This is a genomic window from Hyalangium sp. (genome assembly GCF_045802625.1).
Taxonomy (GTDB): Bacteria; Myxococcota; Myxococcia; order Myxococcales; family Myxococcaceae; genus Hyalangium.
The window spans coordinates 1-23,192 of the sequence record NZ_JBJMQP010000049.1 but is presented as its reverse complement, the minus strand read 5'-3'; the positions used below and the strand labels follow the sequence as shown (position 1 = coordinate 23,192).

Sequence of the window (23,192 nt, the reverse complement as noted above, 5' to 3'; positions counted from 1 at the left end):
TCCCGGATGAAGGGCAGCGACCGGGTGAGCTTGTCCGCGTCCAGGATCTCCGGATCCACGCTGGCCCGGTGGCACGCCCGCGCCACGGTGGTGGAGGCAATCACGGCCGACAGGCCGCTCCGCGCCACCACCTGATCAAACAGCGAGGCCGTCTCACGCTCGGGCCTGGCGGGCGAGCGCGACGCGGCCGCCGCGGGCAGCTCCGGATCCGTGTTCCGCCGCCGCAGCAGGTTGCGCACCTGGGCGCGCAGCAGCGCCAGATCGCTCGCCTTGGGGCAGAACGCATCCACCCCCGCCGAGAGCGCCTCCGCCATCTTCTGGCTCTCGAAGCGCGCGGTGAACATCAGCAGCGGCACGGTGGCCATCTTCGGATCGGCGCGGATCAGGCGCGCGGCGGCGATCCCGTCCATCCCCGGCAGCACCAGGTCCATCAGGATGCAGTCCATCGCCTGGGCCTTCAGCAGCGGGAGCGCCTCCTCGGCGGTCGCCGCGGCAATCAGGTCATGCCCGTCCTTGCGCAGCTCCTCCACCACGGCGTGCAGGAAGGTGGGGCTGTCATCCACCACCAGCACCCGGCGGCGGCGCGCGGCGGCCACCAGCTTCGGCTCGGCGTCCGCCTGCCTCAGGGGCGCCTGGGTCAGCTCCCGGGCCCGCTTCACCACGTAGGCCGCGTCGTACGGCTTGCCCACGTAGTCGTCGGCGCCCTGCGCCAGCCCTCGCAGCCGCGACTGCACCGCGTCCTCCGTGGACAGCAGGATTACTGGCAGATGGGCCGTGCGCTCCTCGCCGCGCAGTTGAATGAGCAGATCCACCCCGTCCCCGTCCTGCAGGATGACGTCGAGGATGAGCAGATCGAACTTCTCCTCGGAGAGGGCCTTGCGAGCTCCTCCCACGCCTCCACAGACGAGCGTCGAGAACCCCGCCGCGCTGAGCACCCCCCGCAAGTCAGCTCGCACGGTCGCACTGTCATCGACGATGAGCACTTTGGGCTTCATATGGGTCCTCCCTTGAGGCCACGCTGCGCGAGCGCCGACAGCCACCCGGGCACGTCCCTCAACCCAACCACGTATTGCGCCGCGCCCAGCCGAATGGCCTCGCGCGGCATTCCGAACACCACGGAGCTGGCCTCGTCTTGCGCCAGCGTGCTCGCGCCCGCCTGCCGGAGCGCTTGCAGTCCCTTCGCCCCATCCCGCCCCATCCCCGTCAGCAGGCAGCCAATGGCGCGGGCTCCCAACTCCTGCGCCACGGACTCGAAGAGCACATCCACCGACGGACGGCAGGAGTACCGCTCCGGCTCGTCCGTCAGCCACAGCCGGCCCTGCCTCAACCTCAAGTGACGGTTGGCTCGTGCCATGACCAGCAGGGGACGGCCCATGGGCGGCAAATGTTCCCCATCGGCCGCGTGGCGCACCGGGAAGGGGGAATGCTTTCCCAGCCACTCCACCATGGAGTCCTCGAACTGCTCGGACAGGTGGAGCACCAGGAGGATGGGCAGGGGGAAGTCCGACGGCAGGCTCTCAAGGATCTCCCTCACGGCCCCAGGCCCTCCCGTGGAGGCGCCGATGACCACCACTCGCGCGGGCAGCTGCTGGGTCACCAGGGGATCGGCTTGACGCGGGCTTCGCGGGTGGAGCTCTGCGGTCATCGTCAGTTCCTCCGCTCCGCCGGCCCGCCGGACAGTCGCGCCACCGTGTCGAGGAAGCCCTGCTGATCAAACTCGCCTTTGACGATGTACGCCGAGATGCCTGCTTCTCTTCCCCTGCGCCGAGCTTCCTCGGCCGCCATGGATGACACCATGATGATGGGCAGCGTGGCCAGGGAGGGCGTGGCGCGCAATATCCGGGTGAGCTCCAAGCCGCTCATCCCCGGCATCTCCACGTCGACGATGATGAGGGAGTAATTGCTCCTCAAAGCGCGATCCAGGCCTTCCTCCCCTGAGGCGGCCAGCTCCACCGCGTAGCCAGCGGACTCGAGGATGCTCTGCTCGAGCATCCGCGTGGTGACGGAATCATCGATGACGAGGATGCGTCTGCGTTGCGCGACACGGGGCTCGGCGGTGGTGACCGCACCTTGGCGCACCTGGTGTGCCAGCCCCGTCACATCCAGCACGAGCAAGGGCTCGCCCTGGGCGTCGAAGCTGGCGCCCGTCACCAGCGGAAGCACGGGGACGGAGGTAGGCAGCGGCTTGACCACCACGCGGCGGATGCCGTGCAGCCGGTCCATGCCAACCGCCACCTGCTCGGCGCCCTTTCCGAGCAGCACCGCGGACCAGGGGCGCCCCCGCGCCGCCTCGGGCTGGCCGAGCGCCGCCGTTAGAGGGAGGAAGGGGATGGCCCGGCCCTCGTGGGAGAAGGTGGCGCGAGGTCCGATCCAGGTGAGGGCCTCGCCTGGCAGGCGCACCGAGGCGGTCAGCGCGTGCAGGGGCAGCAGCACCCGCTGGCCGGCGGCCTCGGCCTCCAGCACCTCCTGGGAGGTGAGCGAGACGGGCACCTCCAGGGTGATGCGGGTGCCTTGGCCGGCCTGGCTGGTGACGCTCGCCTCGCCCTTGAGCTTGCGCGCGGTGTCTCGCAGCACGTCCAGCCCCACGCCGCGGCCGGACATGTCCGTCACGGTGGGCGCGGTGCTGAACCCCGCGCGGAAGAGCAGCTCGAGCAGCGCCTGATCCTCGAGCGCCTCGGCCTCCTCCGGCGTGACGAGCCCCTGCTCCACGGCGGCGCCGCGCACGCGCTCCAGGTTCACGCCGTGCCCATCATCCTCGCAGGTGAAGCGCACCCGGGCGCCCCGCCGCTCCACGCGCAGCGAGAGCTGGCCGAGCTCCGGCTTGCCCAGCGCGATTCGCTCGTCGGGGGCCTCGAGCCCATGGTCCACGGCGTTGCGCACCACGTGCAGCAGCGCCTGGCGCACATCCGCCAGCACGTGCCCGTCCAGCCGCACGTCTCCGCCTTCCAGCTCCAAGGAGACGCGCTTGCCCAGCGAGGCTGCGGCCTCGTGCGCCGCCAGCCCCAGCGGGGCGGAGAGGGAAGCGGCCGGCACCAGGCGCAGCGCGTGGCTGGCGTCTCGCAACTGGACGAGCTCACTCTCCGCCTTGCCCAGCCCTCCATCCAGCCAACGGCCCGCCTGGGAGAGCGCGGTGTTCAGCCCCTCGGCCACCGCGAGGGTGCGAGAGAGCCACCGGGCGCGCTCGGCCGGCGTGGCGCTCGAGGCCGCGGGCGCGGTGAGCTGCTCCAGCAGTCCCTCCGCGGCATGGCGGGCCTGCCCCACCGCCTCCACCGCCTGGCGCAGCCCGCCGAGCTGCACCACCGCCTCCGCCACCCCGTCCAGCAGCTCGTCCAGCGCGGCCAGCTCCACGCGCACCGTCTCCGGCGCGGCGCCCGTGGGGGCCGCCTCCACCACGAGCGGAGCCGGGGAGGACAGCTCCGCCAGCGCCGCCCGCATCTGCCCCACCAGCTGAAGGAACTCTCCCGCCGCCTCGCGCGGCAGGGGCTCGCCCCGGTCCCGGTACGGCGCGAGCGCGTCCTCCACCGCGTGCGCCATCTCCGCCAGGCGCGCTTGCTTCACCACCTGCGCGGCGCCCTTGAGCGTGTGCGCCCAGCGGAACAGCTGCGGCACCACCCGTGCGTCTTCCGCCCCCTGCTGCAGGGACACGAAGCCCTGGCCGAGCTGCTCCAGCAGCTCGCGGGCCTCGATCTGGAAGTGGTTGAAGACGCCGGGAGTGCTCATGCCGAACCCGAGGAGCGCGCGTCCACCAGCGTGGCCAGCTGGCGCGACAGCTTGATGAGGTGGGTGGAGGTCTGCAGCGTCTGGGAGGAGCTCACCTCGGTCTGCTTGGCCGTGACGGCCACCTGCTGGATGGCGGCGTTCACCTGCTCCACGGCGGAGGTCTGCTGCTGGGTGCTCAGCTCGATCTGCCGGGCCACATCCAGGTTGGTGCTCGTCAGGTCGGCGATGCGCTTGAAGGTGCCCGCCACGTCGGCGAACTGCCGCGCGCTGTTCTGCACCGCCTTGGAGCCATCCTCGGTGGCCATGATGGTGGTGTTGGCCGCGGCGCGGATCTCATCGATGAGCGTGCGCACGTCCTTGGTGGAGACGCCCACGCGGTCGGCCAGCTTGCGGATCTCCTCGGCCACCACGGCGAAGCGCCGGCCATGCTCGCCCGCCCCCGCGCTCTCGATGGTGGCGTTGATGGCGAGGATGTTCGTCTGCTCGGCCAGCTCGTTGATGATGTCCAGGATGCCGCCGATCTCCTGGGAGCGCTTGCCCAGGTCCAGCATGTGGTTGACGATGACGTCCACCTGCTTGCGCACCGTCTCGATGGCCTCCTGGGCCCGGTCCACCGTCTGCGCTCCGGTGCGCGTGGCGCCCACGGTCTCGTCCGCGGCCTTGGACACCTGCTGGGCGTTGCTGGCGATCTGCCGGAACGTGGAGAGCAGCTCCCGGACCGTGGTGGACACCTCCGTCGTCGCCGAGGCCTGCTCGCGTGCGCCCGAGGCCTGCTGCGTGGCGGCCGCCTGCAGCTCGGTGGAGGAGCTCTGCACGTGCTCCACCGCCATGCCGATCTGCCGCCGCAGCCCGCGGGTGATGTACAGGCTCGATGCGATGACGATGATCAGCATGCCGCCCACGCCGAACTCCGACAGCGCGTTGAGGAAGCGGGCGTCCTCCTTGGCGGTCCGATCCAGCTCCTGGAGCTTCTGCTCCTCGATGGCGCGGATCTCGGCGGTCCGGTTGCGCAGCTCGTCACTGAGCTGCTGGGTCTTGGCGCTGAGCACGAGCTGCTGGGCCGCCTCGAAGCCACGCTCTCGGCGCGCGGAGATGACGTCGCGCATCCCCTCCAGGCGGGTGTCGATCCCCGGCCGTAGCGGAGCCAGCCGGCGCTGCTGCTCCGGGCTGTCCGCCAGGAGCACGTTCAGCTCGTCCAGCGCCTTGTGGACGTTCGGATCGGCTTGCAGGTAGAGCCCCAGGTAGGAGTCCTGCCCGGAGAGCACGAAGCCGCGCACCGCCATCTCCGCGCTCCTCATGATCATGGGGAGCGAGTCCAGCCCGGCGATGATCTTGTAGGTGTGGGCCACCTCGTCCGTGGAGCTCATGAAACGGCGGTTGGCCCTCAGCCCCACGACGGAGAGCAGCACGATGATCGCGATCACCGCGGCGTAGCCACCGGCGATCTGCTGTCCCACCGTCAACTTCCTACGACTCATGTACTACCTCGCGTTCAGCGGAGCCTGGGCTCCGTCCAGCAGGTCCTTCACCAGAGAGGCCACATCGAGCACCGGCAGCGGCGCCTCACCCGGCCGCAACACGGTGGTGTTCAAATAGGGCCGCGGCGCGGCGTCCGCGTGCGGCTGGAACTGCTCCGGCGGCACGCGCAGCTGGCCCTCGAAGCCTCCGACGGCCAGGCCCACCCGGCGCTCGCCTCCCGACAGCAGCAGCCAGCGCGGGCGCTCGTCCGAGGGCAGCCCCAGGCGCGCGGCCAGGTCATGCACCGCCACCAGTTGTCCGCGCAGCCCCGCCACGCCCAGCAGTCCCGGAGGGCTGCCCGGCAGGGCCACCACTCGGGGCAGGGCGTGGAGGCCGGCGAGCCGCTCCAGGGGCACCGCCAGCGGCGAGCCTCCCACGCGCAGCCGCAGCAGCACCTCCCACCGCGCCTCCGCCCGGGCCGCGGGGCGCGTGAAGGAGGCGTCGAACTCCGCCTTCAGCTCGGCGAGCCGCTGGGCGAGCTCTTCCCGCTGCTTCATGCGACCTCCGAGCAGGCCCACAGCTCGCGCTGGCAGACCTGCATCAAGCCATGGCGGCCAAAGCCTCCGCCGAAGAGCATGAGGTGGACGGGCTGCTCATGGGCGAGCAGCGTGAGCGCCAGCCGCAGCGCCACACGCGCGTGGGTGGGAGCCCCCTCGCGTCGCGCCAGCATTCCCAGGCGCAGGTGGCCGAGCGCGAAGGTGGGCTCCAGGTGGACGGCGCGCTCGTAGAAGGCGCGGGCGCTGGCCGTGTCTCCGGCCTGTTCGCGGCAGAGCCCCAGCAGGTAGTGGGCCGCGGCTCCCTGCGCTCCCGACTCCGCGAGCGCCTTGCCCAGCCGCTCCGCCTCGCGGAAGAGCCCCGCCTGGAGGTGGAGCGCGGCCTGCAGCAATCGCGAGAGGGAATGCTCCCGCTCGTGCTCGGGCAAGGTCTCCAGCAAGGACCGGGCCTCGGCATAGCGCTCCTCCTCGAGGAGCCTCCAGGCCCGACCCGCTCCCTCCAGCTTGTGGAGGGGCTCCGCCGGCTTCGGGGGAACGGCTTTCGCCGCGGGGGCCGCCGTGGGAGCGGCCGGTATGGGAGGCGGGGTGACGATCCGGAGCCGCGCGGTGGAGGAGGCGCCACGTCCCCGCTGGAAGTAGAACGCCTCGCCCGCCTGCACCACCTCGAAGGCGTCGGAGAGCCCGCGCAGGGTCTCGGACGGACCGAGGAACAGGAAGCCGCCGGGCGTGAGCGCCTGCTCGATGCGGGCGATGGCGCGCCGGGCCGCCTCGGGCGAGAAGTAGATGAGGACGTTGCGGAACAGGACGACGTCGAAGGAGTTCGGCGCCCAGAAGCCCGAGTCCTCGTCGAGCAGGTTGCGCTCCTCGAAGTGCACCGAGTCGCTCACCTCCGGCCGCAGCGCGAACTCGCTCCCGGGCAGCGCATGGAACCAGCGCTCGCGCAGAGGCTCGGGGGTGACCCGCAGGGCCCAGGGAGAGTAGTGCGCCCAGCGGGCCCGCTCGATGGCGCGCGGGTTGAGGTCCACGCCCTTAATGAACAGCCGCGAGGGCTCCACCCGGGCGCTCTCCCGCGCGAGCATGGCCAGGGAGTACGCCTCCTCTCCGGTGGAGCACCCGGCGCTGAGCACACGCGCGGAGCGGCCCTCGCGCTGCACGTGCGGCAGCACCTCCTCCACCAGCGCCTCGAGCTGGGCCTGGTGGCGGAAGAAGTACGTCTCTCCCACGGTGAGGCGCTCGGCCAGGGAGCGCAGCGCGGCGTCGCCCGCGGGAGCGGACTCGAGCTTCTCCAGGTAGTCCTCCCACTGACGCCGCGGCGCCAGCTCCTCCAGGAGCGCGGCCAGCTCCTCCTTCGAGGCGGAGGCCGGCACCAGACCCAGGCGTCTCTCGACGAACGCGGCGAAGCGGTCGAGTCCCTCCTTGGGCTCCATCACGCCGCCGCCCCGCGCCTGGCCAGCGAGGCCCACAGTGCCTCCGGCAGCAGCCGAGCCGTGCTCAGCGCTCCGAGCAGCTTCCCATCCAGCGTCCCCAGCACCTCCAGCTGGCCTCCCGCGGCGCCCTGCAGCAGCGGGGGAACCGCCCCAAGCTCCGCCGCCCCGAGTGCGCGCAGGCCGAGGATCTCCTCCACCTCGAGGGCCGCCCGGCGCTCGGGCACGCGCAGCAGGACGAAGCGCCCGGCCGTGTGCGAGCTCGTGCCTCCGAGAAGGGCCGCCAGGCTGAGCACCGGAGTGGGCTCGCCGCGAATCACGGACACCCCGCGCACGAAGGGAGGCAGGCCGGCCACGGGAGCGATGGGCAGCGGGCGCATCGTCTCCGCCACCTCCGAGAGGGGTAGTGCACACGTCCAGTGCTGGGCACGGACGATGAGAAATCGTCCCTCTACATCGACTGGCATCACTGCCCCCGAGGGCAATCCCGACAGTTCCTACTGTTAGTGCGGGAACAATACCCGCGCTCGTCGATTTCTGTGACAAGCAGACGAGCGTTCGGAAACCGACATGCAGGTGTGGCGAATTCCCTCATGGACTTGAGTCCCATGAGGGAATTCCCCACACGGGAAATCTCCACCAGCCCCGTGCGTGGCCACCTCCGCGCGTGCCGAGGCAGGAACTTTCTGCCCGAGACGGCACCACGAGCGGCATCTGCTACGGGGAGGCCTGGAGCTGGAACGCGTGGCTCATGTGGCCGGGGTAGGTGACGTCCCCGTTGCGGAACTGCCAGCCCTTCACGGCCAGGAGGATGCAGTTACCGAGCTCGGTATCCCCGGTGGTGTTCCCCACGACCTGCGCGCGCTGGACCCGGCCGTCGATGTCGATGTCCCACTCCACGGTGACGGTGCCTTGGAGGGACGGCGCTTGCAGGTGAATCCGCCCGAAGCAGCCATCGACCTGGGGCATGTTGCGCCGGATGATCTCAAGCGCGGGATCCTCTCGGTACTCCGAGCCATTCTGGTGGTAGTAGGGGCCGCGGTCCGAGTGATCAGGGTGAGGCCGGTCGTGGTCCGGCCGATCGTGCTCGGGCGGCTTGTCCTGCGGCGGCGGAGGCGGCTTGGGGTGCTCGACGGGCGGAGGCGGCTTGTTCTTGGTCGGCGAGCCCGTGGGCACGAAGGGGGTGCTGCTCAGGGACAAGGCCAGGAGCGCGGTCACTGCGGTGTGGAGCATGGCGCCGGAAGCTACCACACGCGCCCGCTCCCCGAGCCGTCGAGAGGGCTGAAGCGGGCGCTGCATTCTTGGCGATTGGCAAGGGGCGGCCTCGTGGTCGATCGTTGGGCCCTATGACTCCGAAGCTGCCCGGGCTGCTCGTTCGCTACATCCAGCAGAAGCGGTGCGTGGTGTTCGTGGGCGCGGGCCTGTCGGCCGGGGCCGGGCTGCCGACGTGGAAGGGGCTGCTGCTCAAGGGAATCGACGAGCTGGTCGGCTCGCTGCCGGAGGGCGAGAGCCACCAGGAGGAGCTCCGCAACCTGGTGGAGTACGGCAAGCTGCTGGAGGTGGCGGAGTTCTGCAAGGACAAGCTGGGCGCGGCCTACCACCAGTTCCTCACGGATCAGGTCCGGGGAGATCAGGCCCAGGTGCCCGCGGCGCATGACGTGCTGATGCACCTGCCGTTCAGCGCGTGGGTGACGACCAACTACGACAAGCTGCTGGAGCGGGCGTACTCGCACAGGAAGGGGGGCTTCCCGAAGACGCTGACCCACATGGACACGGAGGCGCTGGGCCGGCTGCTCTTCGACGGCGGGGAGTTCATCCTCAAGGCGCACGGGGACATCGATCGGCCCGAGACGGTGGTGCTCACCTCGCGGGACTACAGCGAGATCATCCACGCCAACCCCGCGTTCAACGAGGCCTTCACCGGGTTGCTGCTCACCAAGGCGCTGTTCTTCGTGGGCTACTCGCTGTCGGATCCGGACTTCCGGCTGCTGATGGACCGGCAGCTCACCCACTTCAAGGGCTTCGTCCCCGAGCGCTACGCGCTGATGACGGGAGTGGGACCGGTGGAGCAGGACGTGCTCTGGCGCACGGCACGCATCCGGATCATCTCCTACGAGAACCAGAGCAAGCAGCACGCGGAGGTGCTCCAGTTCCTGGAGGCCTTGAAGGCGGCGGTGCTCGCCGTGCCCGCGCCGCAGGCCGGGGGCGTGAAGATGGGTATCCCCGCGCCGGCACCGGCCGCGTCAGCTCCGGCGGTCCGCTCGCATAACGTGTCCGGCCCTCCGCAGCGGGCTCCGGCCACTGGGTTCCTGAGCGGAGTCCTCGAGGCGCTGTCGTTCTCCGCGGATGCCGAGGACGCTCCGGCTCCCACCGCAACGAAGATGGCTGTGGCTCCGGGAAGCGCCCCGCCTGCCCAAAGTGCCCCGGCCGCAGCGGGGCCTGTGCATCCTCCGTCGCCGCAACCGAAGCCCCCGGTGCCGCAGTCCACGCCCACGGAGCCGACCGTGCTTGCCATAAAGGCGGGTCTTGGCAGGCAGCTTCGATTCCAGCTGCTTCGCCAGGGTGAAGTGGTGGCCGAAGGGAGTGTGGACTCTTTTGCCTTCAACGTGGCGATGCCCCCGCCGCAAGCCAGTGAGAGGGGCAAGAGGGCGCAGTTGCCTTCCACGGCCTATGCAAGGCTCACCCAACTCCTCGAAAAGCATTGCCCGCAGAAGGTCTTGGATGCCCTGGCGGAGCGTGGCCCCTCGGCGCAAGAGCCGCTCGTGTTGAGCGTGAATACTCTGCTGCCATTCGCCTGGGAGCTTCTTCCGATCCAGGGCCAGCCCTTGTGTCTCCAACGCCCACTGGTCCGCGCTCCCGTGGGTGTCTCGACCAAAGCCCGAGGCACTCCCCAGACGCGTCTGGTCCCTCGCATCCTTTTCATCGAAGGAGGGGGCAGTGCCCAAGGCGATGGACCTCGTGAGCTTGAGCGCCTTGTGCAGCAGTATCGAGGAGTGCAGGGCTTCTTCTCCTGCACGGTGCTCCAGGGCGGGGACGCGACCTTCGCTCGCATCATGGCGGAACTGGACGCCGAACTGCCGGATCTCCTCCACTACACGGGCGACGTGGGCCAGATGGACGGCGAACCCACCCTGAGACTCCCGGACGGGATGGGCCTTTCGGCGGAGGCTTTGCGGTCAGTTCTGAGCAAAGGCCGTCTGCCCTTCCTGGTGATGAACGCTCCCTCCTCGGCTTTCGCTCTCGCCCCTAGCCATTTCTTCGAAGAGCGGGAGGGGTTCATGGATCTGGCCACCGAGATGGGTGTGGGCGCGTTCGTCGGCACCTTCGATATACCGGGCGCCCGGGCTGGCACGGCGTTCATGGTCGAACTGCATCGCGCGCTCGCCATGGGCTTCCCCGCCGCAGCGGCCGTGCTCCAGGCCCGCAAGGAGACCCGCAAGCAGTTCCCGGATGATCCCACCGCCCTCCAGTACGTGCTCAGCGGAGACGGGGACCTGCAACTTTGGGACTCGAAGCGCGAGGATACAGAGGATGACGCGGCGCGAAACTCCTGATGCGGCGGCTCGACCTCGCAGTGAAATCGTCCGGCACCTCTTTGAGAACTGCTCGGCAAACCCGGACGGTCGTGTAATCTCGGGGGACCGATGTGGCAGATCATCATCAATGGCCCGGGCTACTTCGACACCCCGTACGATCTCCCCGAAGGAGTGACCAGCCTCGGCCGCGCCGATGAGAATGACATCGTGCTCGGAGGCGATCTCGTCTCCCGCAAGCACGCGCGCCTGCTCGTGGATGGTGACGCGCTGCGCATCGAGGACCTGGGCAGCCGCAACGGCAGCCGCGTCAACGGCCAGCCCCTCCAAGGCAGCAAGGATCTGGCCCCCGGCGACACTGTCGCCCTGGGCGAGAACACCCTCTCCATCCGCCAGCCCCACACCGTGGAGAGCGCCGCCACCGAGATGGTGGACCTGGGCGCCGGAGGTGTGCGCCGCTTCGGCCACGGCGAGGACGTGTCGCCCGCCGTCATCCTCGCCAAGAACGTGAAGGACCTGGACGTGCTGCGCGCGCTCGACAACTTCGCGCCCGTCTCGTTCGAGAACGCCCCAGGCGGGGCCTCGCCCATCGCCCCGGGCACGGCCAGCCCGCGCGTCTCCAACGAGACGCTCGTCCTGCTCTTCCGCACCGCCGAGGCCCTGGCCACCTCCGACACGCTCACGGCCTTCCTCGAGGCCGCCATGGACCGCGTCCTCGAGCGCACCGAGGCCACCACCGCCGTGGTGCTGCTGCGCCACTCCAGCGGCGCGCTGGTGCCCGCCTCCGTGCGCCACCGGGGCAAGCTGGCCAAGGGCGAGGTGCCCGTCTCGGACGCCATCGTCGAGGAGGCCCTGCGCCAGGGCCGCGCGCTGGCCGTGGGAGACGTGCACGATGACCGGCGTTTCGCCGGCCGCGAGAGCGTCATCATGTATGGCGTGGACCGGGTGCTGTGCATCCCCATCGGCCGCGAGCCGCCCTTCGTCGGCGTGCTCTACGTCAACACTCCCGCCGAGGTGGAGACCACCCTGGAGGTGATGCTCGACGCCTGCACCGCCGTGGCCCACCTGGTGGCCAGCGGAGTGCAGCGCTTCTCGGCCCACCCTCCAAAGGACGGGGGCGGGCCCAACGCCAGCCTGCGCCGCCTGCTGGAGCGCTTCCACCCGCCGGACGTGGCCGAGCGCCGCGCCGCCGAGGCCCTGCGCAGCGGAGGCCGGCTGCCCGCGCTCGAGGAGCGGCCCCTCACCGTGCTCCACGCGGAGATGGTGGGCTTCGGGGCGCTGAGCGCCCGGGTCGGCCCGGTGCGAGCCTCCGCCGTCCTCAACGACTTCCACGCGAAGATGAGCGGGCTGCTCTTCAGCTTCGAGGGCACGGTGGAGGCCTTCCTGGGCGAGTCCGTGCGGGCCCTCTTCGGCTACCCCACCGGCAAGCCGGATGATCCCGTCCGGGCGGTGCGGGCGGGGCTGGCGCTGCGCTCGGACTGGCAGCGGGCCATGGCGCGCCGCCCCGCGGACGAGCGGTGCGAGCTGCGCATCGCCATCCACACCACCAAGGGGCTGGTGGGGATGATCGGCCCGGACTCGCGGCTGGACTTGAGCGCCGTGGGCGAAGGCGTCCCCGTGGCCGGGTGGCTGGCGTCTACCGGCTCACCGGGACAGGTCCTCATTACCGGAAAGACCCTGGCCTCCATCGGGGCCCGGTTCGACGTGCTGCCCCTGGGAGAGCGGCTGGTGCGGCCTCCCAAGGACAAGGTGGCGGCCTTCGAGGTGCTCGAGGAGGACGTGCCCCAGCTCACCAACCCCGGCTTGGATGGGCCTAAATAGGGCAGGGGCCCGGCTGGCCGGATGCTTCGCGTCCGGTTGACCGGTTGAGAGGCGACCCCGAAACAGGATTGAATGCGCCGATGGTGGCTCCTCTCACCGCATGAACACGTCTTCCTCCACAGCTCGGCTGCGCCCCTTCCGGCCGCAGCCGTTCGGCCGGTACACCCTGCTGTCCCACCTGGCGACGGGGGGCATGGGGGAGATCTACCTGGCGCGGCTGGAGGGAGTGCAGGGCTTCGAGAAGCTGTGCGTCATCAAGAAGATCCTGCCGCAGCTGGCCGAGGACACCGAGTTCGTCGAGCGCTTCGTGGGCGAGGCGCGCACGCTGGTGAAGCTGCACCACGGCTCCATCGCCCAGGTGCTGGACATGGGGCTGCACGAGGGCGAGGCGTTCATGGCCCTCGAGTACGTGGACGGCAAGGATCTGCGCAAGGTGGCGGGCCGCGTGCGGGACCGGGCGATGCCGCTGCCCATCACCTTCGTGCTCTTCGTGATGGGGCGCGTGCTGGACGCGCTGGCGTACGCGCACCGCAAGAAGGATGACGACGAGAAGGAGATCAACCTCGTCCACCGGGACATCTCGCCGCAGAACATCCTCATCTCCTACGAGGGGGAGGTGAAGGTGATCGACTTCGGGTTGGCCAAGAGCCGGCTGTCGGCGGCGAAGACCAACCCGAGCATCATCCTGGGCAAGTTCCTCTACATGTCGCCGGAGCAGGCCAAGCACCAGCAGGTGGATCGCCGCAGTGACTTGTACGCGGTGGGCCTGTGCCTCTACGAGCTGATCTCCGGCAAGAACCCCTTCGACAGCGTGCACTCGGGCGAGCTGATGTCCGCGGTGGCCAACCCGCGCATCAACCCGCTGAGCGAGGTGGAGCCCTTCACGCCGCCGTCGGTGGCGCAGCTCGTCATGAGGGCGCTGGCGGTGGAGCCCTCCCAGCGCTTCCAGACGGCCGAGGAGTTCCGCGGCAAGCTGATGTCCGTGCTGATGGAGATTGATCCGAGCGCCGGCCCGGAGAGCGTCAGCCGCTTCATGCGGGACTTGTTCTCCGCGGAGTTCCAGAGCGAGCGCAAGCTGCTGGCGCAGCTCAAGGAGGTGCAGCGGATGGGCGAGCTGCCCCCGCGCTCCGAGCTGGACACGGACCCGGGCGCGCGCATCCCGCCTCCGAGCCCGCCCGCGACCCTGCCTCCGAAGACCGTCAAGCTGGAGCCGCCCTCGTCGCCGCTCTCCTTCCAGCCGACGCCTCGCAGCCGGCAAGGCGCCTCGGTGCACGAGGAGGAGACCCGGCCGGGGGTGACGGTGAGCGATTCCCGCCCCGCTTCCTTCGAGGCGCTGGATGCGGCCGCTCGCGCCCGGGTGCGGCCCGCGATGCCTTCCTCGTCGCCCACGACGGACACGGTGACGGTGGAGTTCCCCACCGACCCCCGCGAGCGGCTCTCGGGCCTGCCCGCGGCCGCGGCGCCGCCCCCGCCCTCGCGTTCGAGCGCGCCCACGGTGGAGCTGCAGATTCCGTATGTGCCCGCGGCGGCCATTCCGCCAGGAGCCGGTGCTCCGGCGCCGAGCCCCGGTACCGCTAGGACTCTGGAGGCCCCTCGGGCCACCGTGCCTCCGCCGCCTCCGGGCAGCGCTCCGGCTCCCAAGCCCTTGGAGCCCGCGCGTGCGGCCATTCCGCCGCCGCCTCCGGGTAGCGGGTTGCCTCCCAGGCCCCCGGAGCCAGCGCGTGCGGCCATGCCCCCGCCGCCTCCGGGTAGCGGGTTGCCTCCCAGGCCCCCCATGCCCCCGCCGCCTCCGGGCAGCGCGCCTCCCAGGCCTGGGGAGATGCCGCGCATGGCCGTGCCGCCGCCCCCGCCCGCAGGTGCGCAAGCGCTCCGCACCTCGGAGCCGCCGCGCGCCCCGATGGCGCCCCCGCCTCCGCCTCCCGCCAGCATGCACGCGCAGGAGCCGCGCAGTCCGGAGGTGGCCCGCTCCCAGGCTCCGACGATCCAGAGCCCCGTCGTCTTCCCTTCCGAGCCCTCGGCCTCCGCGTCGCCTGTGCTGATGACTCCTCCGGAGCCAATGCCGGCGTTGCGTGAGGCCTCCCTGCCTCCAGTCCCGGACGAGACGCTGCCTCCCCATTCCACCGCCGAGCCCTCGGGGGCTTTGCGTGGCACCCCGGCCCGCGCCGCGCAGCCCGAGCCGGGTGGCGCGTCGCCCCGCGGCACCGAGCCCCTGTTGCAGCTCTCCGCGGAGGACATGGTCGCTCCCACGGATATGAAGGATATGAGCCGCCGGGGGCTGGATGACACGCATCCGGGCTATGCGGTGGCCTCGGGCAAGCCTCCGGAGGACACGCAGCCGCGCGTCGTGCTGGAGGATCCCTCCCTCCGAGGAGCGCAGGAGGAAGAGGAGCAGATCATCGTCAGCGGCGTGCTGGAGGAGTCGCCCCCGGCGCGGGGCAAGCCTGGGCGGCGCACGCGAGCGGCGGCCAACGGCATGCCGTCCGTGGCGCGAGCTCCCGCCGGCCCTGGAAAATCCTCCGCTCGCCCGTCCGAGTCCGAGGACGCCGCGCCCGAGAGCTCCGCGGGGGACGACTCCCTGCCTCTGCTCATCGACATCGAGGACGGAGGGGAGGCGCCTCGGGATCCGCGCGAGGAGACCCGGAAGACGCCGCTCCCCGCCCGGCCAGGAGAGTCCCCTCGTCGCGCGCCGAAGGAGGAGGCCCGTCGTGCCGCGGTGCCCGCGTCGGCCGCGGCGCCCGCGCCGGCCGCACCGGCTCGGAAGCGTTCGTGGCCCTGGGCGCTGGTGAGCCTGCTGTTGCTGGGAGTCGCCGGAGGCGCGGTCTACAAGACGCTCCCTCAGCTCAAGCACCTGATGAACTTCGGGCAGGGCGAGGTCAACAAGCCGCCGCCGCCCGTGCCCATCCGCCCGGTGCCTGTTCCGAGCGGACCGCCCGGAGCCCCTCGTCCCGCTCCGGCGGCCGTGGCTCCTCCCGGGGCTACGCCTCCCGCCGAGGCAGCCACGACTCCCGCTGGAGCCGCCACGGCCGCGGCTCCCTCCACGCCCGAGAAGGCGCCGGGGGCCAAGCCCGAGGCGCCCACGGATGATGGATTGTTCGTCCCCCTGCCCACGCCGCCTTCGTCCACGACCAAGAAGTCGACTTCTTCCAAGAGCGCCAAGAAGAACGCGCGGGCCAGCAAGGAGCTCACGGAGCTCCAGAGGGACTGGAAGCAGACGCGCGAGCTCTACGGGAGGTTCACCCAGGAGCAGGCATGCGAGGCCTCCCGCATCGCCATCTTCTGCAGCCGCTACAACGATCTGAAGCAGCAGATGCAGGCCGTGGGGGACGAGTACAACAAGGAACTTCACGGCCAGGTGAAGAAGCTGAAGAAGGACTTCCAGCAGCGCTCTCCCTAGCCCCATGGTGCCGCTGCTCGAGACCCAGGGCCTTCAGGGAGGCTACGGCGCTTCGCCCGTGCTTCGAGGGGTGGACGTCTCGGTGCGGGCCGGGGAGCTGTGGGCGGTGCTGGGGCCGAATGGCACGGGCAAGAGCACGTTGCTGCGCGCGGTGCTGGGCGTGTTGCCCTGGACGCGCGGAGCGGTGCGGCTGCTGGGGCGGGAGCGTGCGCGGTGGGAGGCTCGCGAGCTTGCCCGGAGCGTGGCGTGGGTGCCGCAGACCTTCGAGCCGGCCGAGGGCTTCAGCGGACTCGAGCTGGTGCTGATGGGGCGCAGTCCACACCTGGGGCTGTGGGGCCTCACCTCCGAGCGGGATGGGGCGCTGGCGCGCTCGGTGATGGAGGAGCTGGGCGTGGCGCACCTGGCGGAGCGGCCCGGTGAGGCCCTGTCCGGCGGCGAGCGTCGGATGCTGCTGCTGGCCCGGGGGCTGGTGCAGGAGCCCGCGCTGCTGCTGTTGGACGAGCCCACGGCCTTCCTCGATGTGGCGCACCAGGTGGGGGCGCTGGCTCGGGTGAGGGCGCGAGTGGGCGCGGGCCTGGGCGCGGTGGCGGTGCTGCACGATGTGAACCTCGCCGCGGCCTTCGCCACCCACGCGCTGCTGCTGCGCGACGGGCAGGTGCTGGCCCAGGGGCCGGTGGAGGCGGTGCTGGAGCGCGAGCGGCTCGAGGCGCTCTACGGGCTGCCCATGGAGATGGCCCAGGCGCCCTCTGGCGCGCGGCTCTTCGCTCCCCGAGCGCGTTGAGCCTCACGAGCTCCTGGCGCTCGCTCCCTCGCTCCTCTCGGCAGGCGGGCGGGTGCCGTGCTCCCAGGATGGGGCCAGACCCGCTCTGGCGGTGTAGCCTACGCGCCTCATGCGTCGGTACGCCCTCACGCTCTTCGCCAGCGCCTTTCTGCTCTTCGGAGTCCAACCGCTGGTGGGGAAGTTCGCGCTGCCCTGGTTCGGTGGCACGCCCGCGGTGTGGACGGCCTGCATGCTCTTCTTCCAGGCGGCGCTGCTGGCTGGCTACGCCTACGCGCACGCTGTCGCCACGCGCCTGCCCGTGCGCTCGCAGGTGAAGCTGCACCTGGGCTTGCTGGGGCTCACGGTGGCGGTGCTCGCGGCTCGCGCGCTCCTGGTGGGCTCGCCGGTGGCGCCCGGGCCCGAGTGGCGGCCAACCGGCGTGGACGGGCTCACGGGCCGGCTGCTGGCGATGCTGGCGGTGACGATTGGCCTGCCGTTCTTCGTGCTGTCCACCACGGCGCCGCTGCTGCAGAGCTGGTTCGCCCGGGCTCGGCCGGGCGCCTCGCCGTATCGGCTCTACGCGCTGTCGAACGTGGGCTCGCTGCTGGCGCTGCTGGGCTACCCCTTCCTGGTCGAGCCCTATGTGCCGCGCAGCTTGCAGGGGTGGGGGTGGGCGGCGGGCTTCGTGCTCTTCGTCGCGGGCTGTGCCGTGTGCGCGAGGGATTTGTGGAACCGGGACGCGGTGCCGGCGCCCGCGGAGGCAGCGAGCCCCGGGCAAGCGAGTCCCTCGGAGGAGAGCGCTCGGCCGGGGCTGGGGCGCACGCTGGCGTGGCTGGGGCTGAGCGGGTGCGCGTCGGTGCTGCTGCTGGCCACGACGAACCAGCTCTCGCAGGACGTGGCGGCCGGTCCATTCCTGTGGGTGCTGCCGCTGGCGCTCTACCTGCTCACCTTCATCATCGCCTTCGAGCGGGAGGCGCTGTACTCGCGCATGCTGTTCTCCCTGCTGCTCATCGCCGCGGTGGTGGGCGTCATCCGCTCCATCTTCGAGGGGCCACACTTCCCGCTGCCGCTGCAGCTCCTGGCGCATGGAGGCGCGCTGCTGGCGGGCTGCATGGTGTGCCACGGCGAGCTGTACCGGCTGCGGCCAGCGCCTCGCCACCTGAGCGCCTTCTATCTCTGGGTGTCGGTGGGCGGAGTGCTGGGCGGAATCATCGTTGGCATCGTGGCGCCGCGCGTGTTCGACACGTTCGCGGAGTACCCGCTGGCGCTGGCGGCGTGCTGTCTGGTGGCGCTGGTGGTGCTGCTGCCTCGTCCCAAGGAGGAGCGGCCCGTGGCGCGGCTGGGGCGGAACCTGCGCGTGTTCCTGCTGGCTGGCGTGGTGGGCGGGCTGGTGGTGGCCGTGCTGGACAGCCGGAGCGAGCTGCGGCTGACGGCGCGTAACTTCTTCGGCGTGGTGCAGGTGCTGGAGAGCGACCAGGGCAATGCGTATCGGCACCAGTACTCGCTCAAGCACGGCGCCATCACGCATGGCGTGCAGTTCATCTCGCCCGAGCGCCGGAGGCAGGCCACGGCGTACTTCACTCCGGACAGTGGCCTGGGGGTGACCATCTCCGAGCTCCGGCGCGTGCGCGAGGCCGTGGGGCTGGCGCCTGGGCTGCGCATCGGCGTGCTGGGGCTGGGCGTGGGGACGAGCGCGGCGCTCACCCAGGCGGGCGACACGGTGCGCTTCTACGAGATCAACCCCAAGGTCATCTCCCTGGCCCAGGGCGAGGGCGGCTACTTCAGCTTCCTGAAGGACACGGCGGCGAAGGTGGAGGTGGTGGAGGGGGACGCGCGCATCTCGCTGGAGCGCGAGCTGGAGCGGGGCGAGGCGCAGCACTTCGATGTGCTGGCGCTGGACGTGTTCAGCTCGGACTCGATTCCGATGCACCTGCTCACCGAGGAGTCGGTGGCCGTGTACCGCAAGCACCTGGCGCCCCATGGGGTGCTGGCGCTGCACATCAGCAACGTGCACTTGGATCTGGTGCCCATCGCGCTGGCGCACGCGCGAGCCTTCGGGATGCACGCCACGCTCGTCATCAACGAGACGAAGGGCGATGCCCTGCGCAGCCAGTGGATGATCCTCAGCCCGGACGAGGAGTTCTCCTGGGGCCGCACCTTCACGCAGGCGACGGCGACCGTGCATCGCCTGGAGATGACCGAGCCCACGAAGATCACCTGGACGGATGATCTCAGCAGCGTGCTGCCCGTGCTGCGGCGCTCGCACCCGCTGGTACAGACGCGGACGATCACCCAGCCGCCGCACTCGGAACCGGTGGCCCAGCCGGCGGCTCCCTGACCGAGGGCTCTCGCAGGTCCAGGGCTGACCGAGCCGCGGCGCCGAGCGGGCTCAGGTGCCCGGAGTCATCGGCACGTAGGCGCCGGCCGGGCTCACGTCGAGCAGCACCAGCAGCACCAGGACGCCGCACGGCATGGCCATGGCGGCGGGGCCGAACTTGAAGAGCAGCAGCGGCCCCACGGTGCACCCAAGGAGGAAGGACGTGGCGAGCCCCAGGTGCAGCCGGGTGCGCGCGAACTGCTCGGCGGTGGGCAGCTTGCGGAGCATCCACACCAGCCCGCCGACTCCATGGCCCCGCGCGCCATCTCGCACCCAGGTCATCATCTTCACCAACTGAATGCCGATATCGGTGACGACTCCCGTCATGTGCGTGGTGCGCACCACCGCGCCGGAGACGCGCGTGACGAGCGCGTTCTGGATGCCCATGGCGAAGCACAGGCCCCAGAGCATGGTGGGCTCCTTCGCCGCCGGGTGCTTCGTGGACCAGATGCCCACGGCCGCGAGCGTCAGCACCTCCACCAGCAGCGCCATGGCGTGCCGTCCCCGCTGCCGCCGCCGGGACACGTCGATCAACACGGTGGCCGTCATCGCCCCCAGCAGGAAGGACAGCACGAGCTGGGCGGCGGTGAGGGCCATGGTCCACTTCCCGTTGGCGAGGTACTCGCCCACGTTCGCCAGGTTGCCCGTCATGTGGGACGTGTGCGTGCCCAGCGAGAAGAAGCTGATGGCATTGACGGAGCCCGCCACGCTGGCCAGCAACAGGGCCAGCAGGGAGTACGCGCGGCGGCTCGCGGGAGGTGTTTCGGGAGAGAAGGGCATGGAACGGGGGCTCGCGCCGGACTGGATGCTAACACCGGCTCCGCGCGCCTTCAGTTCCCTCTAGGCCGTCTCCAAGGAGCAGGCAGGGAACCAGCGGCTCCGGTGCCTCCTCGGGGGAACCCCGGCGCTGTGCTCGGCCTAGCCCGGCGGCCAGCCCATGGGGCGGCCCGCGACGAGGTGCAGGTGGATGTGGAACACCGTCTGGCCAGCTTCCGCGTTGCAGTTCATCACCAGGCGGTAGCCCTTCTCGGCGTGGCCGCGCTCCTTGGCCAGCTTCGCCGCCGCCGTGTAGAGGTGCCCCACCGTCTCCCGGTCCTCCATGGTGATGTCATTCACCGTGGCGATGTGCTTGAGCGGGATGAAGAGCACGTGCGTGGGCGCCTGCGGGTTGATGTCCTCGAAGGCCAGGCACACGTCGTCGCGGTAGACGATCTTCGAGGGGATCTGACCGTCTCGAATCTTGCAGAAGAGGCAGTTGGACATGGCTAGGGCTTAGCAACCCCCGGCGCGGCTGGGAACGGCCTCCAGGCGGGAAGCGTTGGCTCACGGCAATCGCCAGCTGTAGGCCGGGTCCGGCGTGCAGCCGGGGCGCGACAGCCGCAGCAGGACGAAGCCATTGTCCTGCGCCACCTCCTCGCCTCCAAAGCGGAACTGGGGCAGGGTGATGACGTAGTTGAACAGGCCCGAGCCCCGATCCGGCCCCTGGTACCAGTACAGGGGCACGCGCCGGTGGAAGTAGCTGTAGCCTCCCGTCCAGGCCAGGTGCGCCGGGGCCTCGATCTTCAGCCCGCACATGTCCTCGCGCTGGCCCGCCACCTCCAGCAGCCGGTTGATGGGGCCCGAGTCGTCATAGGCGCTCACCTGGGGCCGCGTGCTCTCGTACTGGCCCAGCTCTCCAAAGGTGAGCTGGCTGGCGAGCCCAGCGGACCCCAGGCCCACCGCCGCCACGCTCAGGGCCATCAGGGCGCGCACGCGCTCCGTGCTCCAGTCGCGCAGCACGACGTCCAGCCCCACGCCCGCGAGCGCGGCGAACAGGGGGAACATCGGGATGAGGAAGCGCAGCTCCTTGTGCGGCTGGGCGGCGTGGAGGACGTAGAACGCGACGACGAGCGCCGCGAGGCTCCAGGCCCGCCGCAGCGCGAGCAGGCTCAACCCCGTGGCCACGAGCGAGACGCCCATCATGCTCTTGAGCAGCACGCGGGTGTAGTAGCTGGGGGGAGCGGTGCCCCAGCCGCTGCCTCCCTGACGGATGACGTTGAACTCCAGGTACACGCGGGCCGAGTGGAACCACTCCCCCCAGGTGAGCCGATCCAGCAGCCCGAAGAGGACGGCCCAGCCGGCGAGCACGCCCAACGCGAACCGCGCCTCCTTCCACTGCCGCCGTGCCGCGAGGATGGCCAGCAGCCCCACGCAGAAGATGCCCGTCTGCAGGCGCAGCATCACCGCCAGCCCCAGCAGCGAGGCCCCCACTCCCAGCGCCCGCCGTGATGCACCCGGGGCCAGCGCGATGGACAGTCCCAGCACCACCGGTAGCGCCGAGGCGTTCTCGCTCATGGCCCGAGGCGCGAAGTAGAGGGGCACGGAGCCCAGGGCCAGCAGGCAGGCCCCCGCGGCGGCGGCGAGCGGAACAGCCCCATAGGTCCGCGCCAGGCGGTAGCTGCCCCACGCGGTGGCGGTGCCCAGCACGGCGAAGCAGCCTTTGACGAGCCCCAGGTAGCCGCCGGGCGTGTTCAGCCCCAGCGCCCGGGCCACCTCCATCAGCCCCGCGACCAGCCCGGGGAGGGCCCAGTTGCGTGCTCCGTCGATGAACTCCCAGGCAACCAGCCCGTAGCCGAAGACAAGCCGGTGCGCTGGCTCCAGGCTCTGGTAGATCTCATCCGGCCAGTACAGCCCGTCATCCGTCAGCGCCAGCCGCACCCGGAGTATGGCCCCCAGGGCGAGCGCCACGAGCAGCAGGCCTCGGGCCAGGTACGGCTCGAAGGAGGGGGTTTCAGGGGGCGGAGGGGCAGGCGGCACGTCGAGCAGGCTCTCAAATGGTCCGCCGGGTGATATCCAGTTCCTGACGATGAGCACAACCCGCTCCATTCGCATCTCCGCGCTTCTCGAGGACCGCGACTACGACCTGAAGCTCACCCTGGTGGCCGGTGAGCGGGGGTTGAACCGGATCCTCAACTCTCCGCGCATCCAGAAGCCGGGCCTGGCGCTCGCCGGCTTCACCGAGCACCTGCACCCCCACCGGGTCCAGGTGTTCGGCAACACCGAGGTCTCCTACCTGCTGACGCTCCCGGAGGAGCAGCAGCGCGAGGCGCTCGCGCGGCTGTTCCGCGAGGATCTGGCCTGCGTGGTGGTGACCAAGGAGCTGGAGCCGCCCAAGGTGCTGGTGGAGGCGTGCGAGGCCTCCGGGCTGGCGCTGATGAAGACGCCGCTGCTGTCCAGCACCTTCATCCAGCAGGTGCAGGGCTTCCTGGAGGAGGCGCTCACCGAGACCAGCAGCCTGCACGGCGTGCTGATGGACGTGTTCGGCGTGGGCATCCTGCTGCTGGGCAAGAGCGGCATCGGCAAGAGCGAGATCGCCCTGGATCTGGTGATGCGCGGGCACCGGCTGGTGGCCGACGACATCGTCGACGTGGCGCGCCGCAAGCCGGGCGCCGTCTATGGCGCGGGCAACCCGGTCATCAAGCACCACATGGAGATCCGCGGCCTGGGCATCATCAACATCAAGGATCTGTTCGGGGTCTCGGCGGTGCGCGAGCAGAAGAAGATCGAGCACGTCATCGAGCTGCAGGAGTGGGACCCGATCCAGGAGTACGATCGGTTGGGCGTGGAGGACCGGTTCCTGGACATCATCGGGGTGAACGTGCCGCTGTCGGTGGTGCCGGTGCGCCCGGGCCGCAACATGGCCACCATCATCGAGGTGGCGGCGCGCAATCACCTGCTCAAGCTGCAGGGGCACCACTCGGCGAGGGAGTTCGCCGAGCGGCTCAACCGTGCTATCGCTGACGGCGCGATGCGTCGTACGTTGGGAGAAGAGGTCGAGTGAGCGCCCCCGCAAAGCACATCGTCATCATCACCGGCATGTCCGGCTCGGGTAAGTCCACTGCCATCCGAGCGCTGGAGGATGCTGGCTTCTTCTGCATCGACAACCTGCCGGTGCTGCTGCTGCCCAAGCTGACGGAGCTGGCCGGCAGCGGCCAGATCGAGCGGATGGCGCTCGTGGTGGATGTGCGCGAGGGCATCTTCCTCAAGGAGGCCCCTCGGGTGCTGGACGAGGTGCGCCGCGCCGGGCACCAGGTGGAGGTCCTCTTCCTGGACTCCAGCGACGAAAGCCTCATCCGCCGCTTCAGCGAGACGCGCCGCCGCCACCCGCTGGC

The 23,192-nt window shown here is 70.6% G+C and carries 18 protein-coding genes; 7 read left to right on the top strand and 11 right to left on the bottom strand.

Annotation, left to right across the window (positions count from 1 at the left end):
- The 8 genes from ACJ8AT_RS09315 to ACJ8AT_RS09280 all read right to left on the bottom strand — a co-directional run.
- The coding region (locus tag ACJ8AT_RS09315; protein WP_407737296.1) for a response regulator at nucleotides 1-995 on the bottom strand (995 nt) is incomplete at its 3' end.
- Complete coding sequence (locus ACJ8AT_RS09310; RefSeq protein ID WP_407737295.1) at nucleotides 992-1,645, bottom strand: CheB methylesterase domain-containing protein; 654 nt, start codon at nucleotides 1,643-1,645, stop codon at nucleotides 992-994. The genes ACJ8AT_RS09310 and ACJ8AT_RS09315, both read right to left, overlap by 4 nt.
- A gap of 2 nt (nucleotides 1,646-1,647) precedes the next feature.
- Nucleotides 1,648-3,720, bottom strand: coding sequence for a response regulator (locus ACJ8AT_RS09305; protein WP_407737294.1), 2,073 nt, complete (start codon nucleotides 3,718-3,720; stop codon nucleotides 1,648-1,650).
- On the bottom strand, nucleotides 3,717-5,198 hold the full coding sequence (locus ACJ8AT_RS09300; RefSeq protein WP_407737293.1) for a methyl-accepting chemotaxis protein: 1,482 nt from the start codon (nucleotides 5,196-5,198) through the stop codon (nucleotides 3,717-3,719). Before ACJ8AT_RS09300 ends, ACJ8AT_RS09305 begins: the two co-directional genes overlap by 4 nt.
- A 3-nt stretch (nucleotides 5,199-5,201) precedes the next feature.
- Nucleotides 5,202-5,735 (bottom strand): chemotaxis protein CheW, encoded by a 534-nt coding sequence (locus ACJ8AT_RS09295; protein ID WP_407737292.1) that lies wholly within the window; start codon nucleotides 5,733-5,735, stop codon nucleotides 5,202-5,204.
- Complete coding sequence (locus tag ACJ8AT_RS09290) at nucleotides 5,732-7,195, bottom strand: CheR family methyltransferase (RefSeq protein ID WP_407737291.1); 1,464 nt, start codon at nucleotides 7,193-7,195, stop codon at nucleotides 5,732-5,734. Before ACJ8AT_RS09290 ends, ACJ8AT_RS09295 begins: the two co-directional genes overlap by 4 nt.
- Complete coding sequence (locus tag ACJ8AT_RS09285; RefSeq protein ID WP_407737290.1) at nucleotides 7,159-7,623, bottom strand: chemotaxis protein CheW; 465 nt, start codon at nucleotides 7,621-7,623, stop codon at nucleotides 7,159-7,161. The genes ACJ8AT_RS09290 and ACJ8AT_RS09285 overlap by 37 nt, the downstream gene beginning before the upstream one ends.
- A 250-nt stretch (nucleotides 7,624-7,873) precedes the next feature.
- The gene (locus tag ACJ8AT_RS09280; protein ID WP_407737289.1) at nucleotides 7,874-8,389 is read right to left on the bottom strand and encodes a TonB family protein; all 516 of its coding nucleotides are present in this window, start codon (nucleotides 8,387-8,389) and stop codon (nucleotides 7,874-7,876) included.
- Between the two features lie 113 nt (nucleotides 8,390-8,502).
- Here ACJ8AT_RS09280 and ACJ8AT_RS09275 point away from each other — a divergent pair, with 113 nt between their 5' ends.
- The 5 genes from ACJ8AT_RS09275 (at nucleotide 8,503) to ACJ8AT_RS09255 (ending at nucleotide 19,002) form a co-directional block, all read left to right on the top strand.
- Entirely contained in the window at nucleotides 8,503-10,710 is a 2,208-nt protein-coding gene (locus tag ACJ8AT_RS09275; protein ID WP_407737288.1) for an SIR2 family protein, read from the top strand.
- Between the two features lie 90 nt (nucleotides 10,711-10,800).
- Nucleotides 10,801-12,510, top strand: a complete 1,710-nt coding sequence (locus ACJ8AT_RS09270) for an FHA domain-containing protein (protein ID WP_407737287.1) — start codon at nucleotides 10,801-10,803, stop codon at nucleotides 12,508-12,510.
- A gap of 193 nt (nucleotides 12,511-12,703) precedes the next feature.
- On the top strand, nucleotides 12,704-15,904 hold the full coding sequence (locus tag ACJ8AT_RS09265) for a protein kinase domain-containing protein (RefSeq protein WP_407737298.1): 3,201 nt from the start codon (nucleotides 12,704-12,706) through the stop codon (nucleotides 15,902-15,904).
- Nucleotides 15,905-15,908: 4 nt separating this feature from the next.
- On the top strand, nucleotides 15,909-16,685 hold the full coding sequence (locus ACJ8AT_RS09260; RefSeq protein WP_407737286.1) for an ABC transporter ATP-binding protein: 777 nt from the start codon (nucleotides 15,909-15,911) through the stop codon (nucleotides 16,683-16,685).
- 109 nt (nucleotides 16,686-16,794) lie between these two features.
- The gene (locus ACJ8AT_RS09255; protein ID WP_407737285.1) at nucleotides 16,795-19,002 is read left to right on the top strand and encodes a spermidine synthase; all 2,208 of its coding nucleotides are present in this window, start codon (nucleotides 16,795-16,797) and stop codon (nucleotides 19,000-19,002) included.
- Nucleotides 19,003-19,053: 51 nt separating this feature from the next.
- Here the strand turns inward: ACJ8AT_RS09255 and ACJ8AT_RS09250 are convergent, their stop codons facing one another.
- The 3 genes from ACJ8AT_RS09250 to ACJ8AT_RS09240 all read right to left on the bottom strand — a co-directional run bounded on the left by ACJ8AT_RS09250 (nucleotide 19,054) and on the right by ACJ8AT_RS09240 (nucleotide 21,837).
- Complete coding sequence (locus ACJ8AT_RS09250; protein ID WP_407737284.1) at nucleotides 19,054-19,821, bottom strand: YoaK family protein; 768 nt, start codon at nucleotides 19,819-19,821, stop codon at nucleotides 19,054-19,056.
- Between the two features lie 138 nt (nucleotides 19,822-19,959).
- The gene (locus tag ACJ8AT_RS09245) at nucleotides 19,960-20,304 is read right to left on the bottom strand and encodes a histidine triad nucleotide-binding protein (protein WP_407737283.1); all 345 of its coding nucleotides are present in this window, start codon (nucleotides 20,302-20,304) and stop codon (nucleotides 19,960-19,962) included.
- Nucleotides 20,305-20,364: 60 nt separating this feature from the next.
- The gene (locus ACJ8AT_RS09240; RefSeq protein ID WP_407737282.1) at nucleotides 20,365-21,837 is read right to left on the bottom strand and encodes a hypothetical protein; all 1,473 of its coding nucleotides are present in this window, start codon (nucleotides 21,835-21,837) and stop codon (nucleotides 20,365-20,367) included.
- Nucleotides 21,838-21,886: 49 nt separating this feature from the next.
- Here ACJ8AT_RS09240 and hprK point away from each other — a divergent pair, with 49 nt between their 5' ends.
- Entirely contained in the window at nucleotides 21,887-22,861 is a 975-nt protein-coding gene (gene hprK / locus ACJ8AT_RS09235; protein WP_407737281.1) for an HPr(Ser) kinase/phosphatase, read from the top strand.
- 35 nt (nucleotides 22,862-22,896) lie between these two features.
- The coding region (locus ACJ8AT_RS09230) for an RNase adapter RapZ (protein WP_407737297.1) at nucleotides 22,897-23,192 on the top strand (296 nt) is incomplete at its 3' end.